The 20,584-nt window shown below is 55.2% G+C and carries 17 protein-coding genes and 4 tRNA genes; all 21 read right to left on the reverse strand.

All coding sequences use genetic code 11. The annotated features are described in order from the left end of the window. Positions 1 to 83: 83 nt before the first annotated feature. Positions 84 to 1,352 carry an O-antigen ligase family protein gene (locus ACYU7Q_RS10510; protein WP_460609390.1) on the reverse strand — a complete coding sequence of 423 codons (1,269 nt, stop codon included), beginning with the start codon at positions 1,350 to 1,352 and terminating at the stop codon, positions 84 to 86. Positions 1,353 to 1,447: 95 nt separating this feature from the next. Further along, positions 1,448 to 1,753 carry a 30S ribosomal protein S10 gene (gene rpsJ / locus ACYU7Q_RS10515; RefSeq protein ID WP_035567915.1) on the reverse strand — a complete coding sequence of 102 codons (306 nt, stop codon included), beginning with the start codon at positions 1,751 to 1,753 and terminating at the stop codon, positions 1,448 to 1,450. Between the two features lie 38 nt (positions 1,754 to 1,791). Further along, entirely contained in the window at positions 1,792 to 3,930 is a 2,139-nt protein-coding gene (fusA, locus tag ACYU7Q_RS10520; RefSeq protein WP_460609391.1) for an elongation factor G, read from the reverse strand. 103 nt (positions 3,931 to 4,033) lie between these two features. After that, complete coding sequence (rpsG, locus tag ACYU7Q_RS10525) at positions 4,034 to 4,501, reverse strand: 30S ribosomal protein S7 (protein ID WP_035567919.1); 468 nt, start codon at positions 4,499 to 4,501, stop codon at positions 4,034 to 4,036. 90 nt (positions 4,502 to 4,591) lie between these two features. Continuing rightward, complete coding sequence (rpsL, locus tag ACYU7Q_RS10530; protein WP_068191715.1) at positions 4,592 to 5,023, reverse strand: 30S ribosomal protein S12; 432 nt, start codon at positions 5,021 to 5,023, stop codon at positions 4,592 to 4,594. Between the two features lie 99 nt (positions 5,024 to 5,122). Then, positions 5,123 to 5,689, reverse strand: coding sequence for a hypothetical protein (locus ACYU7Q_RS10535; protein WP_460609392.1), 567 nt, complete (start codon positions 5,687 to 5,689; stop codon positions 5,123 to 5,125). A 92-nt stretch (positions 5,690 to 5,781) separates the two neighbouring features. Then, positions 5,782 to 6,105 (reverse strand): DUF3467 domain-containing protein, encoded by a 324-nt coding sequence (locus ACYU7Q_RS10540; RefSeq protein ID WP_046245258.1) that lies wholly within the window; start codon positions 6,103 to 6,105, stop codon positions 5,782 to 5,784. Positions 6,106 to 6,138: 33 nt separating this feature from the next. Then, entirely contained in the window at positions 6,139 to 6,615 is a 477-nt protein-coding gene (locus ACYU7Q_RS10545) for a hypothetical protein (RefSeq protein ID WP_460609393.1), read from the reverse strand. Between the two features lie 77 nt (positions 6,616 to 6,692). Then, entirely contained in the window at positions 6,693 to 11,045 is a 4,353-nt protein-coding gene (rpoC, locus tag ACYU7Q_RS10550; protein ID WP_460609394.1) for a DNA-directed RNA polymerase subunit beta', read from the reverse strand. Between the two features lie 415 nt (positions 11,046 to 11,460). Further along, positions 11,461 to 15,330 carry a DNA-directed RNA polymerase subunit beta gene (gene rpoB / locus ACYU7Q_RS10555; protein WP_460609886.1) on the reverse strand — a complete coding sequence of 1,290 codons (3,870 nt, stop codon included), beginning with the start codon at positions 15,328 to 15,330 and terminating at the stop codon, positions 11,461 to 11,463. Positions 15,331 to 15,597: 267 nt separating this feature from the next. Next, positions 15,598 to 15,978, reverse strand: coding sequence for a ribosomal protein bL12 (gene rplL / locus ACYU7Q_RS10560; protein WP_460609395.1), 381 nt, complete (start codon positions 15,976 to 15,978; stop codon positions 15,598 to 15,600). Positions 15,979 to 16,041: 63 nt separating this feature from the next. Next, positions 16,042 to 16,590 carry a 50S ribosomal protein L10 gene (rplJ, locus tag ACYU7Q_RS10565; RefSeq protein WP_245115520.1) on the reverse strand — a complete coding sequence of 183 codons (549 nt, stop codon included), beginning with the start codon at positions 16,588 to 16,590 and terminating at the stop codon, positions 16,042 to 16,044. Positions 16,591 to 16,605: 15 nt separating this feature from the next. Further along, entirely contained in the window at positions 16,606 to 17,304 is a 699-nt protein-coding gene (gene rplA / locus ACYU7Q_RS10570) for a 50S ribosomal protein L1 (RefSeq protein WP_331060638.1), read from the reverse strand. 19 nt (positions 17,305 to 17,323) lie between these two features. Next, positions 17,324 to 17,767 carry a 50S ribosomal protein L11 gene (gene rplK, locus ACYU7Q_RS10575; protein WP_198067444.1) on the reverse strand — a complete coding sequence of 148 codons (444 nt, stop codon included), beginning with the start codon at positions 17,765 to 17,767 and terminating at the stop codon, positions 17,324 to 17,326. A gap of 120 nt (positions 17,768 to 17,887) precedes the next feature. Then, positions 17,888 to 18,454, reverse strand: coding sequence for a transcription termination/antitermination protein NusG (gene nusG, locus ACYU7Q_RS10580; protein ID WP_196290995.1), 567 nt, complete (start codon positions 18,452 to 18,454; stop codon positions 17,888 to 17,890). Positions 18,455 to 18,466: 12 nt separating this feature from the next. Continuing rightward, entirely contained in the window at positions 18,467 to 18,661 is a 195-nt protein-coding gene (gene secE, locus ACYU7Q_RS10585; protein WP_460609396.1) for a preprotein translocase subunit SecE, read from the reverse strand. 62 nt (positions 18,662 to 18,723) lie between these two features. Further along, a tRNA-Trp gene (locus tag ACYU7Q_RS10590) sits at positions 18,724 to 18,794 on the reverse strand. Positions 18,795 to 18,943: 149 nt separating this feature from the next. After that, complete coding sequence (gene tuf, locus ACYU7Q_RS10595; RefSeq protein WP_046245268.1) at positions 18,944 to 20,134, reverse strand: elongation factor Tu; 1,191 nt, start codon at positions 20,132 to 20,134, stop codon at positions 18,944 to 18,946. A gap of 173 nt (positions 20,135 to 20,307) precedes the next feature. Further along, a tRNA-Thr gene (locus tag ACYU7Q_RS10600) sits at positions 20,308 to 20,379 on the reverse strand. Between the two features lie 16 nt (positions 20,380 to 20,395). Beyond that, positions 20,396 to 20,468, reverse strand: a tRNA-Gly gene (locus ACYU7Q_RS10605). Between the two features lie 21 nt (positions 20,469 to 20,489). Beyond that, positions 20,490 to 20,569, reverse strand: a tRNA-Tyr gene (locus tag ACYU7Q_RS10610). Positions 20,570 to 20,584 lie beyond the last annotated feature (15 nt).

Raw genomic sequence — 20,584 nt, forward strand, 5'->3', positions numbered from 1 at the left:
TGTTCAGAAATATTTTCGCAGTGAGGCTGTTAGCTCCGTAGAATGGCACTTCTCCTACCCTTCCCTTGGATACATGGCTGCTACTAAGCGGGACGCCAAGTCAGGTCTGGGTCATCGCTGGGCAGAGAGCCTTGCAGGGCCAGCAGCAGAAAGAAGACCACGAAGGCTAGGCCAATCTGCGTTTCCAGCGTGTATTCAACGAGGAACGACATGGCAATGCTGACATATTGTGCTAAAAGCAGCGGCGCAGGCTTGCAGCGCGCCCACCAAGCCGGATAGAATAGGCTTAGGCAGAATACAAGCAACCCAATTGTGCCATAAGCCGCTAAGTTGTACAGGTATTGGTTATGAGGCAAAATGTAGAATTCCGGTGTGAGTTGCGGGTGCAGCTTCGCATAGCGTTTGGCTATTTCGCCCTCCAGGTTCGGCTTCCCCACTCCTACCAGCTTGTTATCACGCCATACGGCCAGAGCAGCTTGGTAAGAATACACCCGGGCCGAGATGGAGAAATTCTTCCCTTCAGAACTCTCCTGAACTTTGCTCACATCTTCCTGGGTATTGTATACCCTGTTGCGGAAAGTGGGAAATGCCAGGTAGCTCACCACGGGTAACAATACCAGTACTGCTGCTAAAAGGCCCGCTTTTTTCCACTCCTTCCTAGAAAAGCCCAGCCAGAATACAGCCATCGCACCCAATGCATAAAAGGTCATTTCCCCACTGCGCACGGCTAGCAGGTGCAGGAATAACGCCAGACCTATAATGGCAGCTTTAACCCAACTACGCCATGCTAGTGGTATTGCCCGATGGGCCAGCAGTAAAACAGCTGCGGCAATTGCCATGGTAATGATGATACTGAAGCGGATGTGGTCCGGCTCGGTCGGCATCACTTTGGAGTGCATATAGGACTCGTTGATTTCCCGTGCATGCAATAAGTAGTTGATGGTGGCACCAAAAGCTGCCAGCACCGTCATGGCAATAAAAATCCCCCATAACCAGCGTAAGTAGCGACTGGGCAACGGGGGCAACAGCCAAAATGAAAGCGGCAGAATCAGAAATGGCAGCTGCATTCCCAAGTCAAACCGATACTCATCCATATTATCGGCTTGCGTATGGAATCCGGCTAGCAAATGCAGCACAAAGACCATTGCGATGCTCCCAAAGACTGGCCACAGCGCACGGTTTGCAATGCGCTTATGCACCACGGCGAAAACCACACTGGTCACCGCCAGCCCTCCCATGGCAATACCCAGCGCTACCCGCAGCCAATTGACTAGGAAAATGCTGATGATAATGCAGGCACAGAAGAAGAAAGCAGAGCGGTGTAGTCGCGCAAGAGAAAAGACAGCAAGCATGAAGAATGAGTAGTGGCCCCGCAAGTTCCAAAGAAAAAGCCCCACCGCAACTCGTGCGGTGGGGCTTTAACTCAATTAAGACTGAAATCGGTGCCTCAGACTTTGATTTCTACGTCAACGCCACTGGGCAATTCCAGCTTCATCAGGGCATCAACGGTCTTCGACGAGGTCGAGAAGATGTCGACGAGGCGCTTGTAGGTGCAAAGCTGGAACTGCTCCCGGCTCTTCTTGTTCACGTGGGGCGAGCGCAACACGGTGAACTTCTCCTTTTGGGTCGGCAAAGGAATCGGGCCGCTAACGATGGCACCGGTGGCCTTCACAGCTTTCACGATTTTCTCGGCCGATTTGTCTACGAGGTTGTGGTCGTAGCTTTTCAGCTTAATGCGAATTTTCTGGTTCATTGGAATTGGTGGGGGCCGATTGCCCCCGTTAGAAAAGCTTATTTACCTCCTTTGGTTTTGGCAACAATGGCATCGGCCAGGTTGCTGGGCACTTGCTCGTAGTGCGAGAACGTGAGCGAAGCCGAAGCACGACCCGACGAAATCGTGCGGAGTGCGGTTACGTAGCCGAACAGTTCCGACAGCGGAACATCGGCCTTGATAACCTGGGCACCGGCTTTGGTGTCCATGCCCTTCATCAGACCACGACGACGGTTCAAGTCACCAGTTACGGGCCCCGTGTACTCGTCGGGGCAAACCACCTCAACGGCCATGATGGGCTCCAGCAATTTCGGGCCGGCCTTCTTGGCAGCCTCACGGAAACCGTCACGGGCGGCGAGTTCGAACGACAGGGCGTCCGAGTCAACGTCGTGGAACGAACCGTGGTAGAGGCGCACCTTCATGGCTTCGAGCGGGAAGCCGGCCAGCGGACCACGCTTCATGGCTTCTTCAAAACCTTTCTGGATGGGCTGGATGAATTCGCGGGGGATAACACCGCCTACGATGGCGTTATCGAACTCCAGACCGGGTTTCTCCGGCTCGGTTTCTTTCGGGCCCAGTTCAAACACGATGTCGCCGAATTTACCGCGGCCACCGGTCTGCTTCTTGTAGGTTTCGCGGTGGTCAACTTTCTTGGTGAGAATCTCCTTGTAAGCCACCTGCGGTGCACCCTGGTTGATTTCCACTTTGAATTCACGACGCATGCGGTCGATGATGATTTCAAGGTGCAATTCGCCCATGCCGCGGAGAATGGTCTGACCGGTTTCTTCGTCCGTGTTCACACGCAGCGTGGGGTCTTCCTCGATGAGCTTGGCGATGGCCATGCCCATTTTATCAACGTCGGCCTGCGTTTTCGGCTCGATGGCGTAACCGATTACCGGCTCGGGGAAGCTCATCGACTCAAGGACGATGGGGTTCTTCTCGTCGGTAAGCGTGTCGCCGGTTTTGATGTCTTTGAAACCAACACCTGCAGCAATGTCACCGGCCTGAATCTTGTCGATGGGGTTTTGCTTGTTGGAGTGCATCTGCATGAGGCGCGAGATACGCTCCTTCTTGCCGGTGCGGTTGTTGAGCACGTACGAGCCCGAGTCCAGCACGCCGCTGTAGCAGCGGAAGAAGCACAGACGGCCTACGAACGGGTCGGTAGCAATTTTGAAAGCGAGAGCGGTGAAAGGCTCCGAGTTGTCGGGGTGACGCTCCATTTCCTCGCCGGTCTCGGGGTTGGTACCGATGATGGCAGGCATGTCGAGCGGCGACGGCAGGTAGGCCATAACGGCATCCAGCATCGTTTGTACACCCTTGTTTTTGAAGGCCGAACCGCACAGTACGGGCGAGAATTTCATGTCGATAACCGCCTGGCGGATAACAACCATCATTTCCTCTTTCGTAATGGAATCGGGGTTGTCGAAGAATTTCTCCAGCAACGCGTCATCGTACTCGGCTACGCTCTCAACGAGCTTCTGACGCCACTCGGCCACCGTTTCAACAAGGTCCTCGGGAACGGGGATTTCGTCGTACGACTTGCCTTCGGTTTTGTCGTCCCACACGATGGCTTTGCCAGTCAGCAGGTCAACTACGCCTTTGAAGGTTTCTTCGGCACCAATCGGAATCTGCAGGGGAATGGGGTTTGCGCCCAGTTTCTCCTTGATTTCGTTCACTGCTTTGAAGAAGTCAGCACCAGCACGGTCCATCTTGTTGACGAAGCAGATGCGGGGCACTTTGTACTTGTCAGCCTGACGCCATACGGTTTCCGACTGCGGCTCAACGCCCGAAACGGCGCAGAACAGAGCCACGGCACCGTCGAGCACGCGCAGCGAACGTTCAACTTCTACCGTGAAGTCAACGTGGCCGGGGGTGTCAATCAGGTTGATTTTGTACTGCTTGGTGTCAGCAGTCGGGTCACCCTTGATGTCGGTGGGGTAGTTCCAGAAGGTGGTGGTGGCAGCCGAAGTAATCGTGATGCCGCGCTCCTGCTCCTGCTCCATCCAGTCCATCGTGGCGGCACCGTCGTGCACTTCCCCGATTTTGTGGGTTTTACCCGTGTAGTACAGAATACGCTCCGACGTTGTGGTTTTACCGGCGTCGATGTGCGCCATAATCCCGATGTTGCGGAGGTAATAGAGGTCTTTATTAACGGCCATTATTACAATGAGTGAGTTTGTGAATAAGCGAATGAGTGAATCAGTGATTAGGTTCCGTTAGGGTTAAATCACTCATTCACTCATTCGTTCATTCGCACTTGGTTTAGAAACGGAAGTGCGAGAAGGCCTTGTTGGCCTCAGCCATGCGGTGGGTGTCGTCTTTTTTCTTAACGGCAGCACCTTCGCCTTTGGCAGCAGCGATGATTTCGCCAGCCAGCTTGTCCTTCATGGTCTTCTCACCACGACGACGGGCGTACTGAATCATCCATTTGGCACCCACCGAAATGCGGCGGTCAGCGCGCACTTCAATCGGAACCTGGAAGGTGGCACCACCTACGCGGCGGCTTTTTACTTCCACGGTGGGCATCACGTTGTTCAACGCTTTGCGCCACATTTCGAGGCCGCTCTCCTTGGTGCGCTGCTCCACGAGGTCGCAGGCGTCATAGAAGATGGTGTACGCCAGGTTTTTCTTGCCGTCGTACATCATGTAGTTCACGAAACGGGTTACCAGCGTCTCCTTGTACTTAGGGTCCGGCAGCAAGATGCGCTTCTTCGGTTTTGACTTTCTCATGATAGTAGTAAGTATGTAGTAGTAAGTATTGAGTAGCGAGCAGCAGGACTGGCCTGCCACTCAATACTTATTACTCGCTACTAATTCTATTTATTTCTTTTTAGCGGGTGCGCCTTTGCCACCCTTGCCAGCTGCTGCGGCGGGTTGACCGGGCTTCGGACGCTTGGCACCGTACTTCGAACGACGCTGGGTCCGGCCGCTTACACCGGCGGTGTCCAGGGCGCCACGGATGATGTGGTAACGTACGCCTGGCAAGTCTTTTACCCGGCCGCCACGAATCAGCACGATGCTGTGTTCCTGGAGGTTGTGGCCTTCACCGGGGATGTATGCGTTTACTTCCTTACCGTTGGTAAGGCGCACACGGGCCACTTTGCGCATAGCCGAGTTCGGCTTCTTAGGCGTGGTGGTGTACACACGGGTGCACACGCCCCGACGCTGCGGGCACGAATCAAGGGCGGGCGACTTCGACTTGGTAGTCAAAGCCTCACGGCCTTTCCGTACGAGTTGGTTAATGGTTGGCATTTAGAGAATGGTTGGTTTGGAGCCGTTTGCCCCTAAAATTTGGCTTGCAAAGGTAAGAGTATTCCGGCGCAATAGCAAACAGAGTGAGGATGTTAATTTTCAAGGCGCTATCTGGCCGACCCACACGACGCCCAATTGTATGATGATAAGTGTATCGCCGTTGCTATCCACAACTGGCCAATGCGGTTTCCTTCTTCCCCAAGCGCCCAATTGTGCGAAGTATTCGGGATAATCGACCGTGAGGTATTCTCGAGCAGTCCATTGTAAGTCGTTTATGCCAGGCAGTGACCGATACTCTACAGGCAGTGGCAGGTCTAATATCTCTCCATGCATTTCTGCATAACCGTCCATCCTTTCTTGGATTGCGGCTACTACTTGAGACTCGCCGAAGGTTGGGTCATAAATCCATACTGCTAGGTAGAAGTCATCGTATCGAGTTACTATTTGCTTGTGCCATTCCTTATAATTGGCCACCAATTGGCTTACCCACAACTTTCGAATAGCAACCGGAGGCTTGCCGTTTACTCGCCAAGGCGCTAATCCTAGGTTCGCATAATCGTAATGCAGCTTATGCATCCTCTCCTCATTAAATGGCTCTTGGATTGTTGCCCGTTTCTGGTGGTTGCGCAAGTGTCGCTTTAAGCCACGAATTCGTTTCTTATCCATGTTTCGGCAGTGTTTCCTTCTTCTGATTAAAGATAGAAAGCGCCTCCACTGAAAAATGGAGGCGCTTTCGCAGCTAGGGCTTCTGGTTCAGCTTACGCCTCCCCTACCGCGCCGCCGAAGTTCATGGGGTAGCTGGGGGCTTCGCTCTGCATCTTGATGGTACCGAAGGCGGCTTCAAACCGCTCAATGTTCTCAGTGAGGGCTTGCAGCAGGCGTTTGGCGTGCTCGGGCGTGACGACGATGCGTGCCTTCACCTTGGCCTTGGGCAGGCCGGGCATCATGCGGATGAAGTCAATCACGAACTCGCTGTTGCTGTGCGCAATCATGGCGAGGTTGGCGTATTCGCCCTCGGCCATGGCTTCGGAAAGCTCGATGTTGATGGCGTTGGGGTCCGGGTTTTGGTCGGTTGGTTGCATAGTAGTTTGTACGAGGTTTCAATTAAGTTTTGGCTAATCCTTAGCCTCATGCCCTTGCAGCATTGTCGTTTCCATGTATTCGACTGCTTTCCCAACGGTGATGGAAAACACGCCGGCATGGCCAGCATCAAAGCTCTGACGCCACTCGTCGTAGCCTTCTTTAAAATCAGGAAGCTCCTTCACTGTTCCGATTTGCTTAGTCACACTTGAATCAATAGCTGCTTCAGAAAATGGCATATGCGAAATAGTCTCGCTGTATTTGTCAGGATTCGATGACGTTTTGACTTTCACATTATCCACGTAAACGTGAATGATGTTACCAATGCTGTCTTGGCCTTCTATTTTGACTATTGTCAGCTTTGCGTCGGGCTCCGATGCACGAGTATTGTAAGACCACACTTGGCCCACCTGATACTTTGATTTAGCAGCTTCTCGGAGTGGCGGATTTTTCGAATCCATAGAACAGCCCGTTAAGAGAATGAATAAACTGAAAAGTAACGGGAGTTTCATTAGCGCGAGATTTTAGGGCAAAGAAAAAGCCGACCGGGTCACCCCAGTCGGCTTTTCCATTACAAACCTACGACTGATTACTCAGCCGACACTTCGCGCTTGCCAGCACGGCTGGGGCGCTTGGCGGGAACGGCAGCTTCGGCGGCCTGGGCGGCTTGGGCAGCTTCCATCTCCTCTTTCGAGCCTACTACCTGACGCGTGTACTCGCGCAAGCCAGTACCGGCCGGGATGAGGTGACCGACGATTACGTTCTCCTTCAGGCCCAGCAGCTGGTCGGCCTTGCCACGGATGGCGGCTTCGCTCAGCACCTTGGTCGTTTCCTGGAAGGAAGCGGCCGAGATGAACGAGGCCGTGCCCAGCGAGGCCTGCGTGATGCCTTGCAGCGTGGGACGCGATACCGAAGGCTGCGCGTCGCGCACTTGCACGAGGGCAAGGTCGCGGCGTTTCAGGCTGCTGTTCTCGTCGCGGAGGCGACGAGCCGTCACAATCTGACCGGGCTTCAGGTTGGTCGAGTCACCGGCTTCGGTCACCACTTTCATGTCGATAATCATGTCGTTCTCGGCCATGAAGATGATTTTATCAATCACCTGGTTTTCGAGGAACGACGTGTCACCGGCATCCAGAATCACGACTTTCTGCATCATCTGACGCACCACCACTTCGATGTGCTTGTCGTTGATTTTCACACCCTGCAAGCGGTACACTTCCTGAATCTCGTTCACGAGGTATTCCTGCACGGCGCCGGGGCCCTGAATGCTCAGGATGTCCGAAGGCGTGATGGCACCATCCGACAGCGGCATGCCGGCGCGGATGAAGTCGTTGTCCTGCACCAGAATGTGCTTCGACAGCGGCACCATGTATTTTTTCTTCACGCCGTCTTTCGACTCCACGAAGATTTCACGGTTGCCACGCTTCACGGTGCCGTAGGTTACTACGCCGTCGATTTCCGATACCACAGCGGGGTTCGACGGGTTCCGGGCTTCGAAAAGCTCCGTTACACGCGGCAGACCACCGGTGATGTCGCGGGTCTTGCCCACCGAGCGAGGAATCTTGGCGAGGATGTGACCAGCCGTGATTTTCTCGTTGTTCTCGACGTTCAAGTGCGAGCCCACCGGGATGCTGTAAGCTTTCTGGCCTTCGACATCGCCCTTTTTGCCCGGGCGCACGATGATGGACGGGTTCTGGTCCTTGGCCTTCGACTCGATGATAACCTTCTCGCGGTGACCGGTCTGTTCGTCCGATTCCTCGCGGTAGGTAATGCCTTCGGTGATGGCATCAAACTGCACCGTACCATCAAACTCGGCCAGAATAACGGCGTTGTAGGGGTCCCAGGTGTTCAGCTCCGTGCCTTTTTCCACTTCCTGGCCTTCCTCTACCAGCATGAACGAGCCGTAGGGAACGTGGTTGGACGTGAAGACGCGGCCCGTGCCTTTCTCCACGATGCGGATTTCACCCGAGCGGCCCATCACCACGGCACCCTTCACGCCTTCGGCGTTGGTGGTAGCCACGGTGCGAACGTCTTCGAATTCAACCACACCAGCGAATTTGGCTTTGATGCTCGATTCCACCGCAATGTTGGAAGCCGTACCACCTACGTGGAAGGTACGCAGGGTCAGCTGCGTGCCGGGCTCACCAATCGACTGGGCGGCGATAACACCTACGGCCTCGCCCCGCTGCACCATGCGGCCCGAAGCCAGGTTGCGGCCGTAGCACTTGGCGCAGATGCCGCGCTTGCTTTCGCAGGTCAGCACCGAGCGAATCTCCACCGACTCAATGCCGGCAGCATCAATACGACGGGTGATGTCTTCCTTGATTTCGGAACCCGAAGCCAGGATAACCTCGCTGGTTTGCGGGTCCACGATGTCGTGCACCGTCACGCGGCCCAGGATACGCTCAGCCAGCGGCTCCACGATGTCCTCGTTGTCCTTCAGGGCGAAGGTCTCAATGCCACGCAACGTACCGCAGTCCTGCTCGTTCACAATCACGTCCTGCGAAACGTCCACCAGACGCCGGGTCAGGTAGCCGGCGTCAGCCGTCTTCAGAGCCGTATCAGCCAGACCTTTACGGGCACCGTGCGTCGAGATGAAGTACTCGATTACGTCGAGGCCTTCTTTGAAGTTCGACAGAATCGGGTTTTCGATAATCTCGCCAATCGAGCCTTGCAGCGACTTCTGAGGCTTGGCCATAAGGCCACGCATCCCGCCCAGCTGACGAATCTGCTCGCGCGAGCCACGGGCTCCCGAGTGCATCATCATGTAGATGGAGTTGAAGCCCTGGTTTTCCTTCTCCAGACGGCCCATCAACGTTTCCGTAATCTGGTTGTTGATGCGCGTCCAGATATCGATAACCTGGTTGTAACGCTCGTTGTCCGTAATCAAACCCATCTGGTAGTTCTGGGTTACGGCCGCCACGTCGGCTTGCGCCTGCTTCACCAGCTCGTCCTTCTCTTTCGGGATGTTGATGTCGCCTAGACCCATGCTCAGACCGCCTTTGTAGGCCGACTGGAAACCGAGGGTCTTGATGTCATCGAGGAACTGCGCCGTGCGGGCCATGCCCGTGCGCTTGAACACCAGCGAGATGATTTGCTGAAGCTTTTTCTTGGTCAGCAGCTCGTCCACGAAGCCTACTTCCTCGGGCACGAGCTGGTTGAACAGCACGCGGCCGGCCACAGTGTCAACCACCTTGGTCACGAGGTCGTCGTTTTCGTCGCGCACTTTGGTACGCACCTTAATAAAGGCGTGCTTCGACAGCTGGCCTTCGTTGATGGCGATAACAACTTCCTCATCCGAGTAGAACATCCGGTCTTCGCCCAGAATCTTCTCGTTTTCGGTGCTGCGCTTGCCTTTGGTCACGTAGTACAGGCCCAGAACCATGTCCTGCGACGGTACCGCGATGGGCGCGCCGTTGGCGGGGTTCAGGATGTTGTGCGAAGCCAGCATGAGCATCGACGCTTCCAGGATAGCGGCCGGGCCGAGGGGCACGTGCACAGCCATCTGGTCACCGTCAAAGTCAGCGTTGAAGGCCGTACAAACGAGGGGGTGCAGCTGAATAGCCTTGCCCTCGATGAGGCGCGGCTGGAATGCCTGGATGCCCAAGCGGTGCAGCGTAGGAGCACGGTTGAGGAGCACCGGGTGGCCTTTCAGCACGTTTTCCAGGATGTCCCACACCACGGCATCCTTGCGGTCAACAATCTTCTTGGCCGATTTCACCGTTTTCACAATGCCGCGCTCGATGAGCTTGCGGATGATAAAGGGCTTGAACAGTTCAGCCGCCATGTTCTTGGGCAGGCCGCACTCGTGCAGCTTCAGCTCAGGACCAACGACGATTACCGAACGGCCCGAGTAATCAACACGCTTACCGAGCAGGTTCTGACGGAAGCGGCCCTGCTTGCCTTTCAGCATGTCGGACAGCGACTTCAGAGCACGGTTGCCTTCGGCGCGCACGGCATTCACCTTACGCGAGTTGTCGAACAGCGAGTCCACAGCTTCCTGCAGCATGCGCTTCTCGTTGCGCAGAATCACCTCGGGCGCTTTGATTTCAATCAGGCGCTTGAGGCGGTTGTTGCGGATGATAACGCGGCGGTACAGGTCGTTCAAGTCAGAAGTGGCGAAACGGCCACCGTCCAACGGCACGAGGGGGCGCAGTTCCGGCGGAATCACCGGCACCATGCGGATGACCATCCACTCAGGCTTGTTCTCGATGCGGGTAGCGGCGTCGCGGAAAGCTTCCACTACGCGCAGACGCTTCAGGGCTTCAGCCTTACGCTGCTGCGAGGTTTCGTGGGCAGCGGAGTCACGCAGCGAGTAGCTCAACTCGTCCAGGTTGATGCGCTCCAGCAGCATGTGCAGGGCATCGGCACCCATGCGGGCGATGAACTTGTTGGGGTCCTCATTGGGCAGCATCTGGTTCTCGCGGGGGAGCTTATCGATGATGTCCAGGTATTCGTCCTCGGTGAGGAAGTCGAGCACTTGCACGCCTTCTTCAGCCAGCGTACCGGGCTGAACCACGACGTACCGCTCGTAATAGATAATCTGGTCGAGTTTCTTGGTGGGCAGGCCCAGCAGGTAACCGATTTTGTTCGGCAAGCTCTTGAAATACCAGATGTGAGCCACGGGTACCACCAGTTCGATGTGGCCCATGCGCTCCCGACGCACCTTCTTCTCGGTCACCTCCACGCCGCAACGGTCGCAGATGATGCCTTTGTAGCGGATGCGCTTGTACTTACCGCAGTGGCATTCCCAGTCCTTCACCGGACCGAAAATCCGCTCGCAGAACAAGCCACCCATTTCGGGCTTGTAGGTGCGGTAGTTGATGGTTTCAGGCTTCACCACTTCGCCGGTGCTGCGCTCCAGAATTGCTTCGGGCGAGGCCAGCGAGATGGTGACTTTGGAGAAGTCCTGAATTACTTTCTTGTTTTTTGCGAAAGCCATTTGATTGGGGTTAAGCTAGTAGCTGTGTGGCTTTGGACTGTTTGATTCTGCACCATTCGCCAGAAGGGCGCAAGAGGTTCAAACAGGTTGACGCTTAAAAAAGTGCCTTTGCGGAACAGATAGGTATGTCGAGCAAAGGCACTTTCAAAAGGTCGAAAATTTAAAATCCATTCGGCAGAACTGACCGGTGAAAAGGCCTTCGATTAAGATTCGCCGGGGTTTTGATGCTGTACTGACCATATCTCGGAACAGCCCCCGCTCCTCTTTCACCGAAGCGTTTTCTCACCTTTCATTACCAGAGTCGCTCAATCAGCGCCTCCTGTTGCCTGCCAGCAGGCTGTTAATGGTTAATTATTAACGGTTAGTGGTCAATTAGACATTAATCACTAACCGTTAATAATTAACCACTGAAACACTATTCCATCGTGATTTCGAGTGCCAGACCACGGAGTTCGTGGAGCAACACGTTGAACGACTCGGGGATGTTCGGCTTGGGCAGAACGTCACCTTTTACAATGGCTTCGTACGCCTTGGCGCGACCCACCACGTCATCCGATTTCACGGTCAGGATTTCCTGGAGAACGTTGGAAGCACCAAAGGCCTCCAATGCCCACACTTCCATTTCGCCAAAGCGCTGGCCACCGAACTGCGCCTTACCACCCAGCGGCTGCTGCGTAATGAGTGAGTATGGCCCGATGGAACGAGCGTGCATCTTGTCGTCAACCAAGTGACCCAGCTTGAGCATGTAAATCACACCCACGGTCACCGGCTGGTCGAAACGGTCGCCCGTCAGACCATCGTGCAGGTAAGCACGGCCCCAGTCGGGCAAGCCCGCCTCGGTCAGCTCACGAGCTACTTCTTCCTCGGTCGCACCGTCGAAAATCGGGGTCGAATAGGTACGACCCATTTTCAAACCGGCCCAACCCAGTACGGTCTCGTAAATCTGACCGATGTTCATGCGGCTTGGTACACCCAGCGGGTTCAGCACGATGTCCATCGGCGTGCCGTCGGGCAGGAAGGGCATGTCCTCATCGCGCACAATGCGGGCCACAACGCCTTTGTTACCGTGGCGACCGGCCATTTTATCACCCACCTTCAGCTTACGCTTCTTGGCGATGTAAACTTTGGCAAGCTGCACGATGCCGGCGGGCAGTTCATCGCCCACTTCTAGGGTGAAGCGCTGACGCTTGAATTTCGCGGTGATGGTGTTGCGGCGCTTGGCGTAGTTACGCACCAATTCCAGCACCAGGCCATTCACGCGGGCATCAGCCGTCCAGCCCTCGAGAATCAGGTCCTTAAACAGGTTCACTTCTTCCGGAACGGCGTAGTTGCTCTCGTCCTTGTAGGGGTTCTTCTCCGGGAACATGCCCTCGGTGATGTTCTTGCGGTTGAACTTCACGCCCTTGGCAATCATCTCCTCGCCGAAGCGGTGTTTGATGCCCTGCGACGTTTTGCCTTCCAGCAATTGCACCAGCTTGTCAATCATGACAGCTTTAACGCCACGCAGCTCCTGTGCATAGGTCGACTTGAGGTCTTCCACTTCCTTCTTCGACTTGGCCCGCAGGTTCTTGTCTTTTTTAGGACGCGAGAACAGCTTGGTGCCAATCACCACACCCTGCAGGGAGGGTGGCGCTTTAAGCGAAGCATCCTTCACATCGCCGGCCTTGTCGCCGAAGATGGCGCGGAGCAGCTTCTCCTCCGGAGTGGGGTCCGTCTCGCCTTTCGGCGTGATTTTACCAATCAGAATATCGCCTTCTTTCACCTCCGCGCCGAGGCGGATGATGCCGTTGTCGTCGAGGTTGCGCACGGCTTCTTCGCTCACGTTCGGAATCTCCGAAGTCAGCTCTTCTTCGCCGCGCTTGGTCTCACGCACTTCCAGCTCAAACTCCTCAATGTGAATCGAGGTAAAGATGTCGTCGCGCACCACGCGCTCCGAGATGACGATGGCATCCTCGAAGTTGTAGCCCTGCCACGGCATGAACGCCACCTGCATGTTGCGGCCCAGGGCAAGTTCGCCCTGGTTGGTGCCGTAGCCTTCGCAGAGCGCCTGGCCTTTCGTTACCCGCTCGCCGCGCTTCACGAGCGGCGTCAGGTTGAGGCAGGTGTCCTGGTTGGTGCGACGGAACTTGATGAGGTCGTAAGTAACCCGCTCGGCGTCGAAGCTCACCATGATGTCGTCCTCCGTGAGGTCGTACTTCACCACGATTTTGTTGGCGTCCACGAAGTCAATCACGCCTTCGCCTTCGGCCATAATCAGCGTGCGCGAGTCGGTGGCAATGCGGCCTTCCAGACCCGTGCCCACAATCGGAGCCTCGGGGCGGAGCAGCGGCACCGCCTGACGTTGCATGTTCGAGCCCATGAGCGCACGGTTGGCGTCATCGTGTTCCAGGAACGGAATCAGCGATGCAGCGACCGATACAATCTGGTTTGGGGCCACGTCCATGTAGGAGTATTCCGACGGGTTCACCACCGGGAAGTCACCTTCAAAACGGCCTTTCACCAACTCCTGAGTCAGGTTGCCGCCCTCATCTAGCAGGGAGTTGGCCTGCGCGATGTGGTGGGTGTCCTCTTCCTCAGCGGTCAGGAACTTCACGTTCTCGCTCATGTCTACCTTGCCGCCTTTCACATCGCGGTAAGGCGTCTCGATGAAGCCCATGGCATTCACGCGAGCGTGCACGCACAGCGACGAAATCAGACCAATGTTCGGGCCTTCAGGAGTCTCAATCGTGCAAAGACGACCGTAGTGCGTGTAGTGAACGTCACGTACCTCGAAGCCAGCGCGCTCCCGCGACAGACCTCCCGGCCCGAGGGCCGATACGCGACGCTTGTGCGTCACCTCGGCCAGTGGGTTCGTCTGGTCCATGAACTGCGACAGCTGGTTCGTGCCGAAGAACGAGTTAATAACGCTCGACAGCGTGCGGGCATTAATCAGGTCCACCGGCTTGAAGTCCTCGTTGTCGCGCACGTTCATGCGCTCCTTGATGGTACGCGCCATACGGGCCAGGCCTACGCCAAACTGGGCGTAAAGCTGCTCCCCTACCGTGCGCACACGACGGTTGCTCAAGTGGTCAATGTCATCGACAATGGCTTTCGAGTTGCTCAGGCCAATCAGGTACTTTACGATGAGCACAATGTCCTCATTGGTCAGTACGCGCGACTCCTGGTCCATGCCAATCTGAAGCTTCTTGTTAATCCGGTAGCGGCCCACCTCGCCGAGGTCGTAGCGCTTATCCGAGAAGAACAGCTTCTGGATGATATCACGAGCCGTTTCTTCGTCAGGAGCCTCCGTGTTCCGGAGCTGGCGGTAAATCTGCTCAACAGCTTCCTTCTCCGAGTTGGAGTTATCCTTCTGCAGCGTGTTGTAAATAATTGCGAAATCCGCAATGTTCACATTCTCGCGGTGCAGAATAACCGACTTCGCGCCGGCCTCCAGAATCACGTCGATGTCAGCTTCCTCAATGGTAGCATCGCGCTCCAGCAACACTTCGTTGCGGTCAATTGATACTACTTCGCCGGTGTCCTCGTCCACGAAGTCTTCCGTCCAGGTGCGGAGCACCCGGGCAGCCAGCTTGCGACCAACGGCTTTCTTGAGGTTTTTCTTGTCTGACTTCACTTCCTCCGACAGCCCGAACAGGTCGAGAATGTCTTTGTCGGTGCCGTAGCCGATGGCGCGAAGCAGCGTCGTCACCGGGAATTTCTTTTTCCGGTCGATGTACGCGTACATCACATTGTTCACGTCCGTGGCAAATTCAATCCACGAACCTTTGAACGGAATAATACGAGCCGAATACAGCTTGGTGCCGTTCGTGTGCTTGCTCTGGGCGAAGAATACGCCCGGCGAGCGGTGCAGCTGCGATACGATAACACGCTCGGCGCCGTTGATAACGAACGAGCCCTTCACGGTCATGTACGGAATGTTCCCGAGGAACACCTCCTGCTCAATCGTCTCGAAGTCCTCGTTGTCCTTATCATTGCAAATCAAGCGCAGCTTGGCCTTCAGCGGAACTGAATAAGTCAAACCACGGTCGATGCACTCATCCACCGAATATTTCGGCGGGTCGACGTGATAATCGATAAAGTTGAGCACGAAGTTTTCGCGCGAGTCCGAAATCGGGAAGTTCTCGGCGAACACTTTGAACAATCCTTCGTTAGAACGACGCTCAGCGGCGGTTTCCAACTGAAAGAATTCCTGGAACGAGCGCACCTGCACGTCCAGGAAGTCCGGGTACTCGATAACCTTTTTAATCTTGGCGAAATTGATTCGCTCAGCGGCCGTTTTCTTCAGGGCAGCCGTCTTTGCTTTCGGTGTAGCCAATGCGATGGGGATTAAAAGATGGACACAGAAGCGTAATAAAGGTGGCCGGGGTGGCGGCCCGTCAGCGGTGCGGTGCACTCCCTAACCACCTCTGCAACAAGATGGTTAGCTGACATAGCAAAAGCGCGAACCGGGTAGCTCGCGCGGTTGACACGCTACAAACAGGAAAAGACCTGGCTAAGTTGCCAGGTCTAATCCTTATTCGAAGCGGGTCCGGAGATGCTTCAGGAGCAGAAATTACTTAACCTCTACTTCAGCACCGGCTTCCTCGAGCTGCTTCTTCAGCGACTCAGCCTCGTCTTTAGTTACGCCTTCTTTCAGGGGCTTGGGAGCACCGTCAACCAGTTCTTTGGCTTCTTTCAGGCCCAGACCGGTCAGGTCTTTCACCAGTTTCACCACAGCCAGTTTCTGGCCACCGGCAGCTTTCAGAATAACGTCGAATGCCGTCTTTTCTTCGGGAGCTTCTTCAGCAGCAGCGCCACCGCCACCGGCTACCATTACGGGAGCAGCAGCAGCCGGCTCGATGCCGTACTCGTCCTTCAGGATGGTTGCCAACTCGTTTACTTCTTTCACCGTCAGGTTTACCAACTGCTCAGCGAATGCTTTCAAATCTGCCATTTCTGTAGATTGTTAAAAAAATGTGTTGTTGAAAATTTGATTGGAGGGCGAAAAAGCTGCGGATTAAGCGGCCTCTTTTTCGCTGAGGGTTTTGAGGATACCGGCCAGTTTGTTGCCGCCGCTCGACAGAGCAGAGATAACATTCTTGGCGGGCGACTGGAGCAGGCCGATGAGTTCACCGAGCAGTTCCTGCTTGCCTTTGATGGTGGTCAGGCCTTCGAGCTGGTTGGCACCGATGTAGATGCTGGCATCTACGTAAGCACCTTTCAGCACGGGCTTGGGCTCAACACCGCGGGGGTAAGCTTGGGCTTTGTAGAAGTCGCGCAGCATTTTGGCAGGAGCCGAACCGCTCTCCGTGGAGAACAGTACGCCCGACTGGCCTTTCAGCGCGGCATCCATTTCCGACGTGTCGTGGCCGAGCGTATCCAGTGCTTTCCGGATAAAGGTGTTTTTGTACACCTTGTATTCCAGGCCACGGTTGAACGCCAGGCGACGGAAGTCGTTGATTTTCGCTACCGACATTACCGAAGCATCGACAATGTAGAACGAGTTGTGCGATTGCATCTTTCCGCTCAACTCATCCACGAGGGCTTGTTTTTCTTCCCGGGTCATGTTTGGTTGGTTTAATTAGCTAGCGGAATTTACTTGGCTGTCCACCGGAACGGCGGGCGACATCGTGCTGCTGAGCGTGATGCTCTTGATGTAGGTACCTTTCGAAGACGAAGGCTTCAGGCGACCCAACGTCTGGATTACTTCCAGGGCGTTTTCGGCCAGCATGCTCGGCTCGAACGATACTTTACCCACCGAGCAGTGAATGATACCGGTTTTGTCAACTTTGAAGTCGATTTTACCAGCTTTCACTTCCTGCACAGCCTTGGCTACGTCGGTCGTTACGGTGCCCGACTTCGGGTTCGGCATCAGACCACGGGGACCGAGCACACGGCCCAGGCGACCTACCTTAGCCATTACGGCCGGCATGGTGATGATTACGTCGATGTCAGTCCAGCCTTTCTCAATTTTCGAGATATAGTCGTCCAGACCCACAAAGTCGGCGCCGGCGGCCAGGGCTTCGGCCTCCTTATCAGGAGTCACGAGCGCCAGAACGCGAACGGTTTTGCCGGTGCCGTGGGGCAGGGTGGCCACGCCACGAACCATCTGGTCCGCTTTGCGGGGGTCCACGCCGAGGCGAACGTCAATATCTACCGAAGCATCAAATTTGGTGTAGGTAATGTCCTTCACCACGATTGCGGCTTCCACGAGGCTGCGCATTTGCGTCAGGTCGTGTTTGGCAAGGGCTTCCTTGCGCTTTTTGCTTACTTGTGCCATCTGTCTATTCTCCGTTTAATTATTCAGCAAAAGGAGAGTCACCCTTGATGGTAATGCCCATGCTGCGAGCCGTGCCGGCTACCTGCTTCATGGCGGCTTCCACTTGGAAAGCGTTCAAGTCGGGCATTTTCGTTTCGGCAATGGTGCGCACTTGGTCCCATGTCACGGAGCCTACTTTGTTACGGTTCGGCTCTTTCGAACCGCTCTGCAACTTGGCAGCTTCCATGAGCAGCACCGGAGCCGGTGCCGTCTTCACCACGAAGTCGAACGACTTGTCGGTGTACATGGTGATGAGTACAGGACAAACTTGGCCGGCTTTATCTTGGGTGCGAGCATTGAACTGCTTGCAAAATTCCATGATGTTCAAGCCTTTGCTACCAAGTGCAGGTCCTACCGGCGGCGAAGGGTTCGCGGCGCCTCCCTTTATCTGCAGACGCAGATAACCTCTGATTTCTTTGGCCATTTGGTTGGTTTTGGCTGTGGCTCCTGCGTCGTAACTCGCGCTTGCCTCAGTTGGTATAAACTCCTGTTTGGAAGCCCCACCGACCCGGAGCAATTAGTCGGCGTGGTATAACCGATGAGGTTAAACCTCTTTTTCTACTTGGGTGTAGCTAAGCTCTACCGGCTGCGAGCGGCCGAAGATTTTCACGACTACGTTCAGCTTCTTGCGCTCTTCAAACACTTCATCCACGTTACCGCTGAAGCCGTTGAAGGGGCCATCTACTACTTTCACGAGTTCGCCCACTACGTAAGGCTTGTCGAGGGTAGCGTCGGCTTGCTGCTCGGCTTCATCCACGATGCCGAGGATGCGATTGACTTCCGAAATGTGCAGCGGAACAGGCTTGTTGTTCGTTGCGTCCTTCTTGTCTTTGTCGCCGAGGAAACCAATCACGCCGGGCGTGCTGGTGATGATGTGGTCCACCTCACCGTGGCCGAGGTCGGCGTGGATGATGATGTAACCGGGGTAGAGGTTCCGCTCACGGACGCGCTTCTTGCCGTTGCGCATCTCAAACACCTTCTCTACCGGAATCAGTACCTGCGGAACAAGCTCGGTCAGGTTGTGCCGACCGAGCTCCGTTTCGAGGTAATTTTTGGCTTTTTTCTCCTGGCCGCTCACGGAGCGCACCACGTACCATTTCAATTCGCCCATCTTGATTGCTGATTAGCGAAACGAGTTGTAAAACGCTTTAAGCACCGACTCAAAGCTGACATCCATGATGCCCACCACCACGGCAAATACGAGCGAACCAACCAGCACGAGGCCGGCGCTTTTTTGCAGTTCCGTCGTCGAGGGCCACGTTACGTTGTAGCGCATCTCTTCGATGGTGGTGCGGAAATAATTGCTCAGCTTGTCCATTGTGATGAGAAAAACAGCGTTGCCGCTGAAATAACACGGAGCGGACCAACTGGCCCAGATTGCACGAGTGGAGAGATTCGAACTCCCATCAAAGGTTTTGGAGACCTCTATTCTACCCTTGAACTACACTCGTTTTTAAACATTCCCGCAAAGCGCATTTCGCTAAAGGGAGTGCAAAGGTAAGAGAAACAGCGGAGAAAACAAATACTCGCTTCTGTTTCAGCGTAAAAAAGCCGCTCCCGAAGTTTCGAGAGCGGCTTTTTTTACTGATTAAGCCGGAGCTTAGTCGAGAACCTCGGTTACCTGACCGGCACCTACCGTACGGCCACCCTCACGGATAGCGAAACGGAGGCCTTTCTCCATTGCCACCTTGTTGATGAGCTCAACGGTGATGGTGATGTTGTCGCCGGGCATTACCATTTCAACGCCCTCGGGGAGGGAGATGATGCCGGTAACGTCGGTGGTACGCAGGTAGAACTGCGGACGGTAGTTATTGAAGAACGGCGTGTGACGGCCACCTTCCTCTTTCGAGAGAACGTACACCTCAGCCTTGAACTTCTGGTGGGGGGTTACCGAACCGGGCTTGCAGATAACCATGCCGCGACGGATGGCTTCTTTTTCAATACCGCGGAGCAGCAGACCTACGTTGTCACCAGCTTCGCCACGGTCGAGGATTTTGCGGAACATTTCCACACCCGTAACCGTCGACTTCAGGCCGGCAGCAGCGCCCATGCCCAGGATGTCAACTTGCTCACCCGAGTTGATGATACCGCGCTCGATACGACCGGTAGCAACGGTGCCACGGCCGGTAATCGAGAACACGTCCTCAACAGGCATCAGGAAGGGCAGGTCGGTCAGACGAGCGGGAATCGGAATGAACGAGTCAACCGCGTCCATCAGCTCGTTGATTTTGGGAACCCAGTTGGCATCGCCGTTCAGGCCGCCGAGGGCCGAACCCTGGATAACCGGAATGTTGTCGCCGTCGAAGTCGTAGAACGAGAGGAGTTCGCGGATTTCCATTTCCACCAGCTCGAGGAGCTCGGGGTCATCCACCATGTCCACTTTGTTCATGAACACCACCAGTTGGGGAACACCTACCTGACGGGCGAGCAGGATGTGCTCACGGGTCTGGGGCATCGGGCCGTCGGTAGCAGCTACCACGAGGATAGCGCCGTCCATCTGGGCAGCACCCGTTACCATGTTCTTCACGTAGTCAGCGTGACCGGGGCAGTCAACGTGGGCGTAGTGACGGTTCTTGGTGGAGTACTCTACGTGAGCGGTGTTGATGGTGATACCACGCTCTTTTTCTTCGGGAGCATTGTCAATCGAAGAGAAGTCACGCTTTTCGGCCAAGCCCTGGTTAGCCAGCACCATGGTGATAGCAGCGGTCAGGGTGGTCTTGCCGTGGTCGACGTGGCCGATGGTACCGATGTTTACGTGCGGCTTGGACCGGTCGAAATTTTCTTTAGCCATTGTAAAGAGTAAAAAAAGAGGTGGTGAAGTGAATTTGAATGGTAAAAATCGGAACCTACACGAAGAAAGCGAGACTCAGCCCCTACTGTAATAGAAAACTGTGCGTCGCTTGCCTGAGAGAACCGAGCCAACAGCCAGAATAATTCCGGCTGTTGGGCTTGTGTAATAATCTGAGCCATTTATGGGATTTGAACCCATGACCTCTTCCTTACCAAGGAAGTGCTCTACCACTGAGCTAAAACGGCTTATTCTGAAAACGTGAGCGGGAGACGAGGTTCGAACCCGCGACCTGCAGCTTGGAAGGCTGCCGCTCTACCAACTGAGCTACTCCCGCAGATGGCATCATGTAAAAAAGTGGGGGTAACAGGACTCGAACCTATGAACCCGAAGGAGGTGAGTTACAGTCACCCGCAATTGCCGCTATGCGATACCCCCAGTTTTGGTGCTCCT

This window comes from Hymenobacter terrigena, from assembly GCF_054776515.1.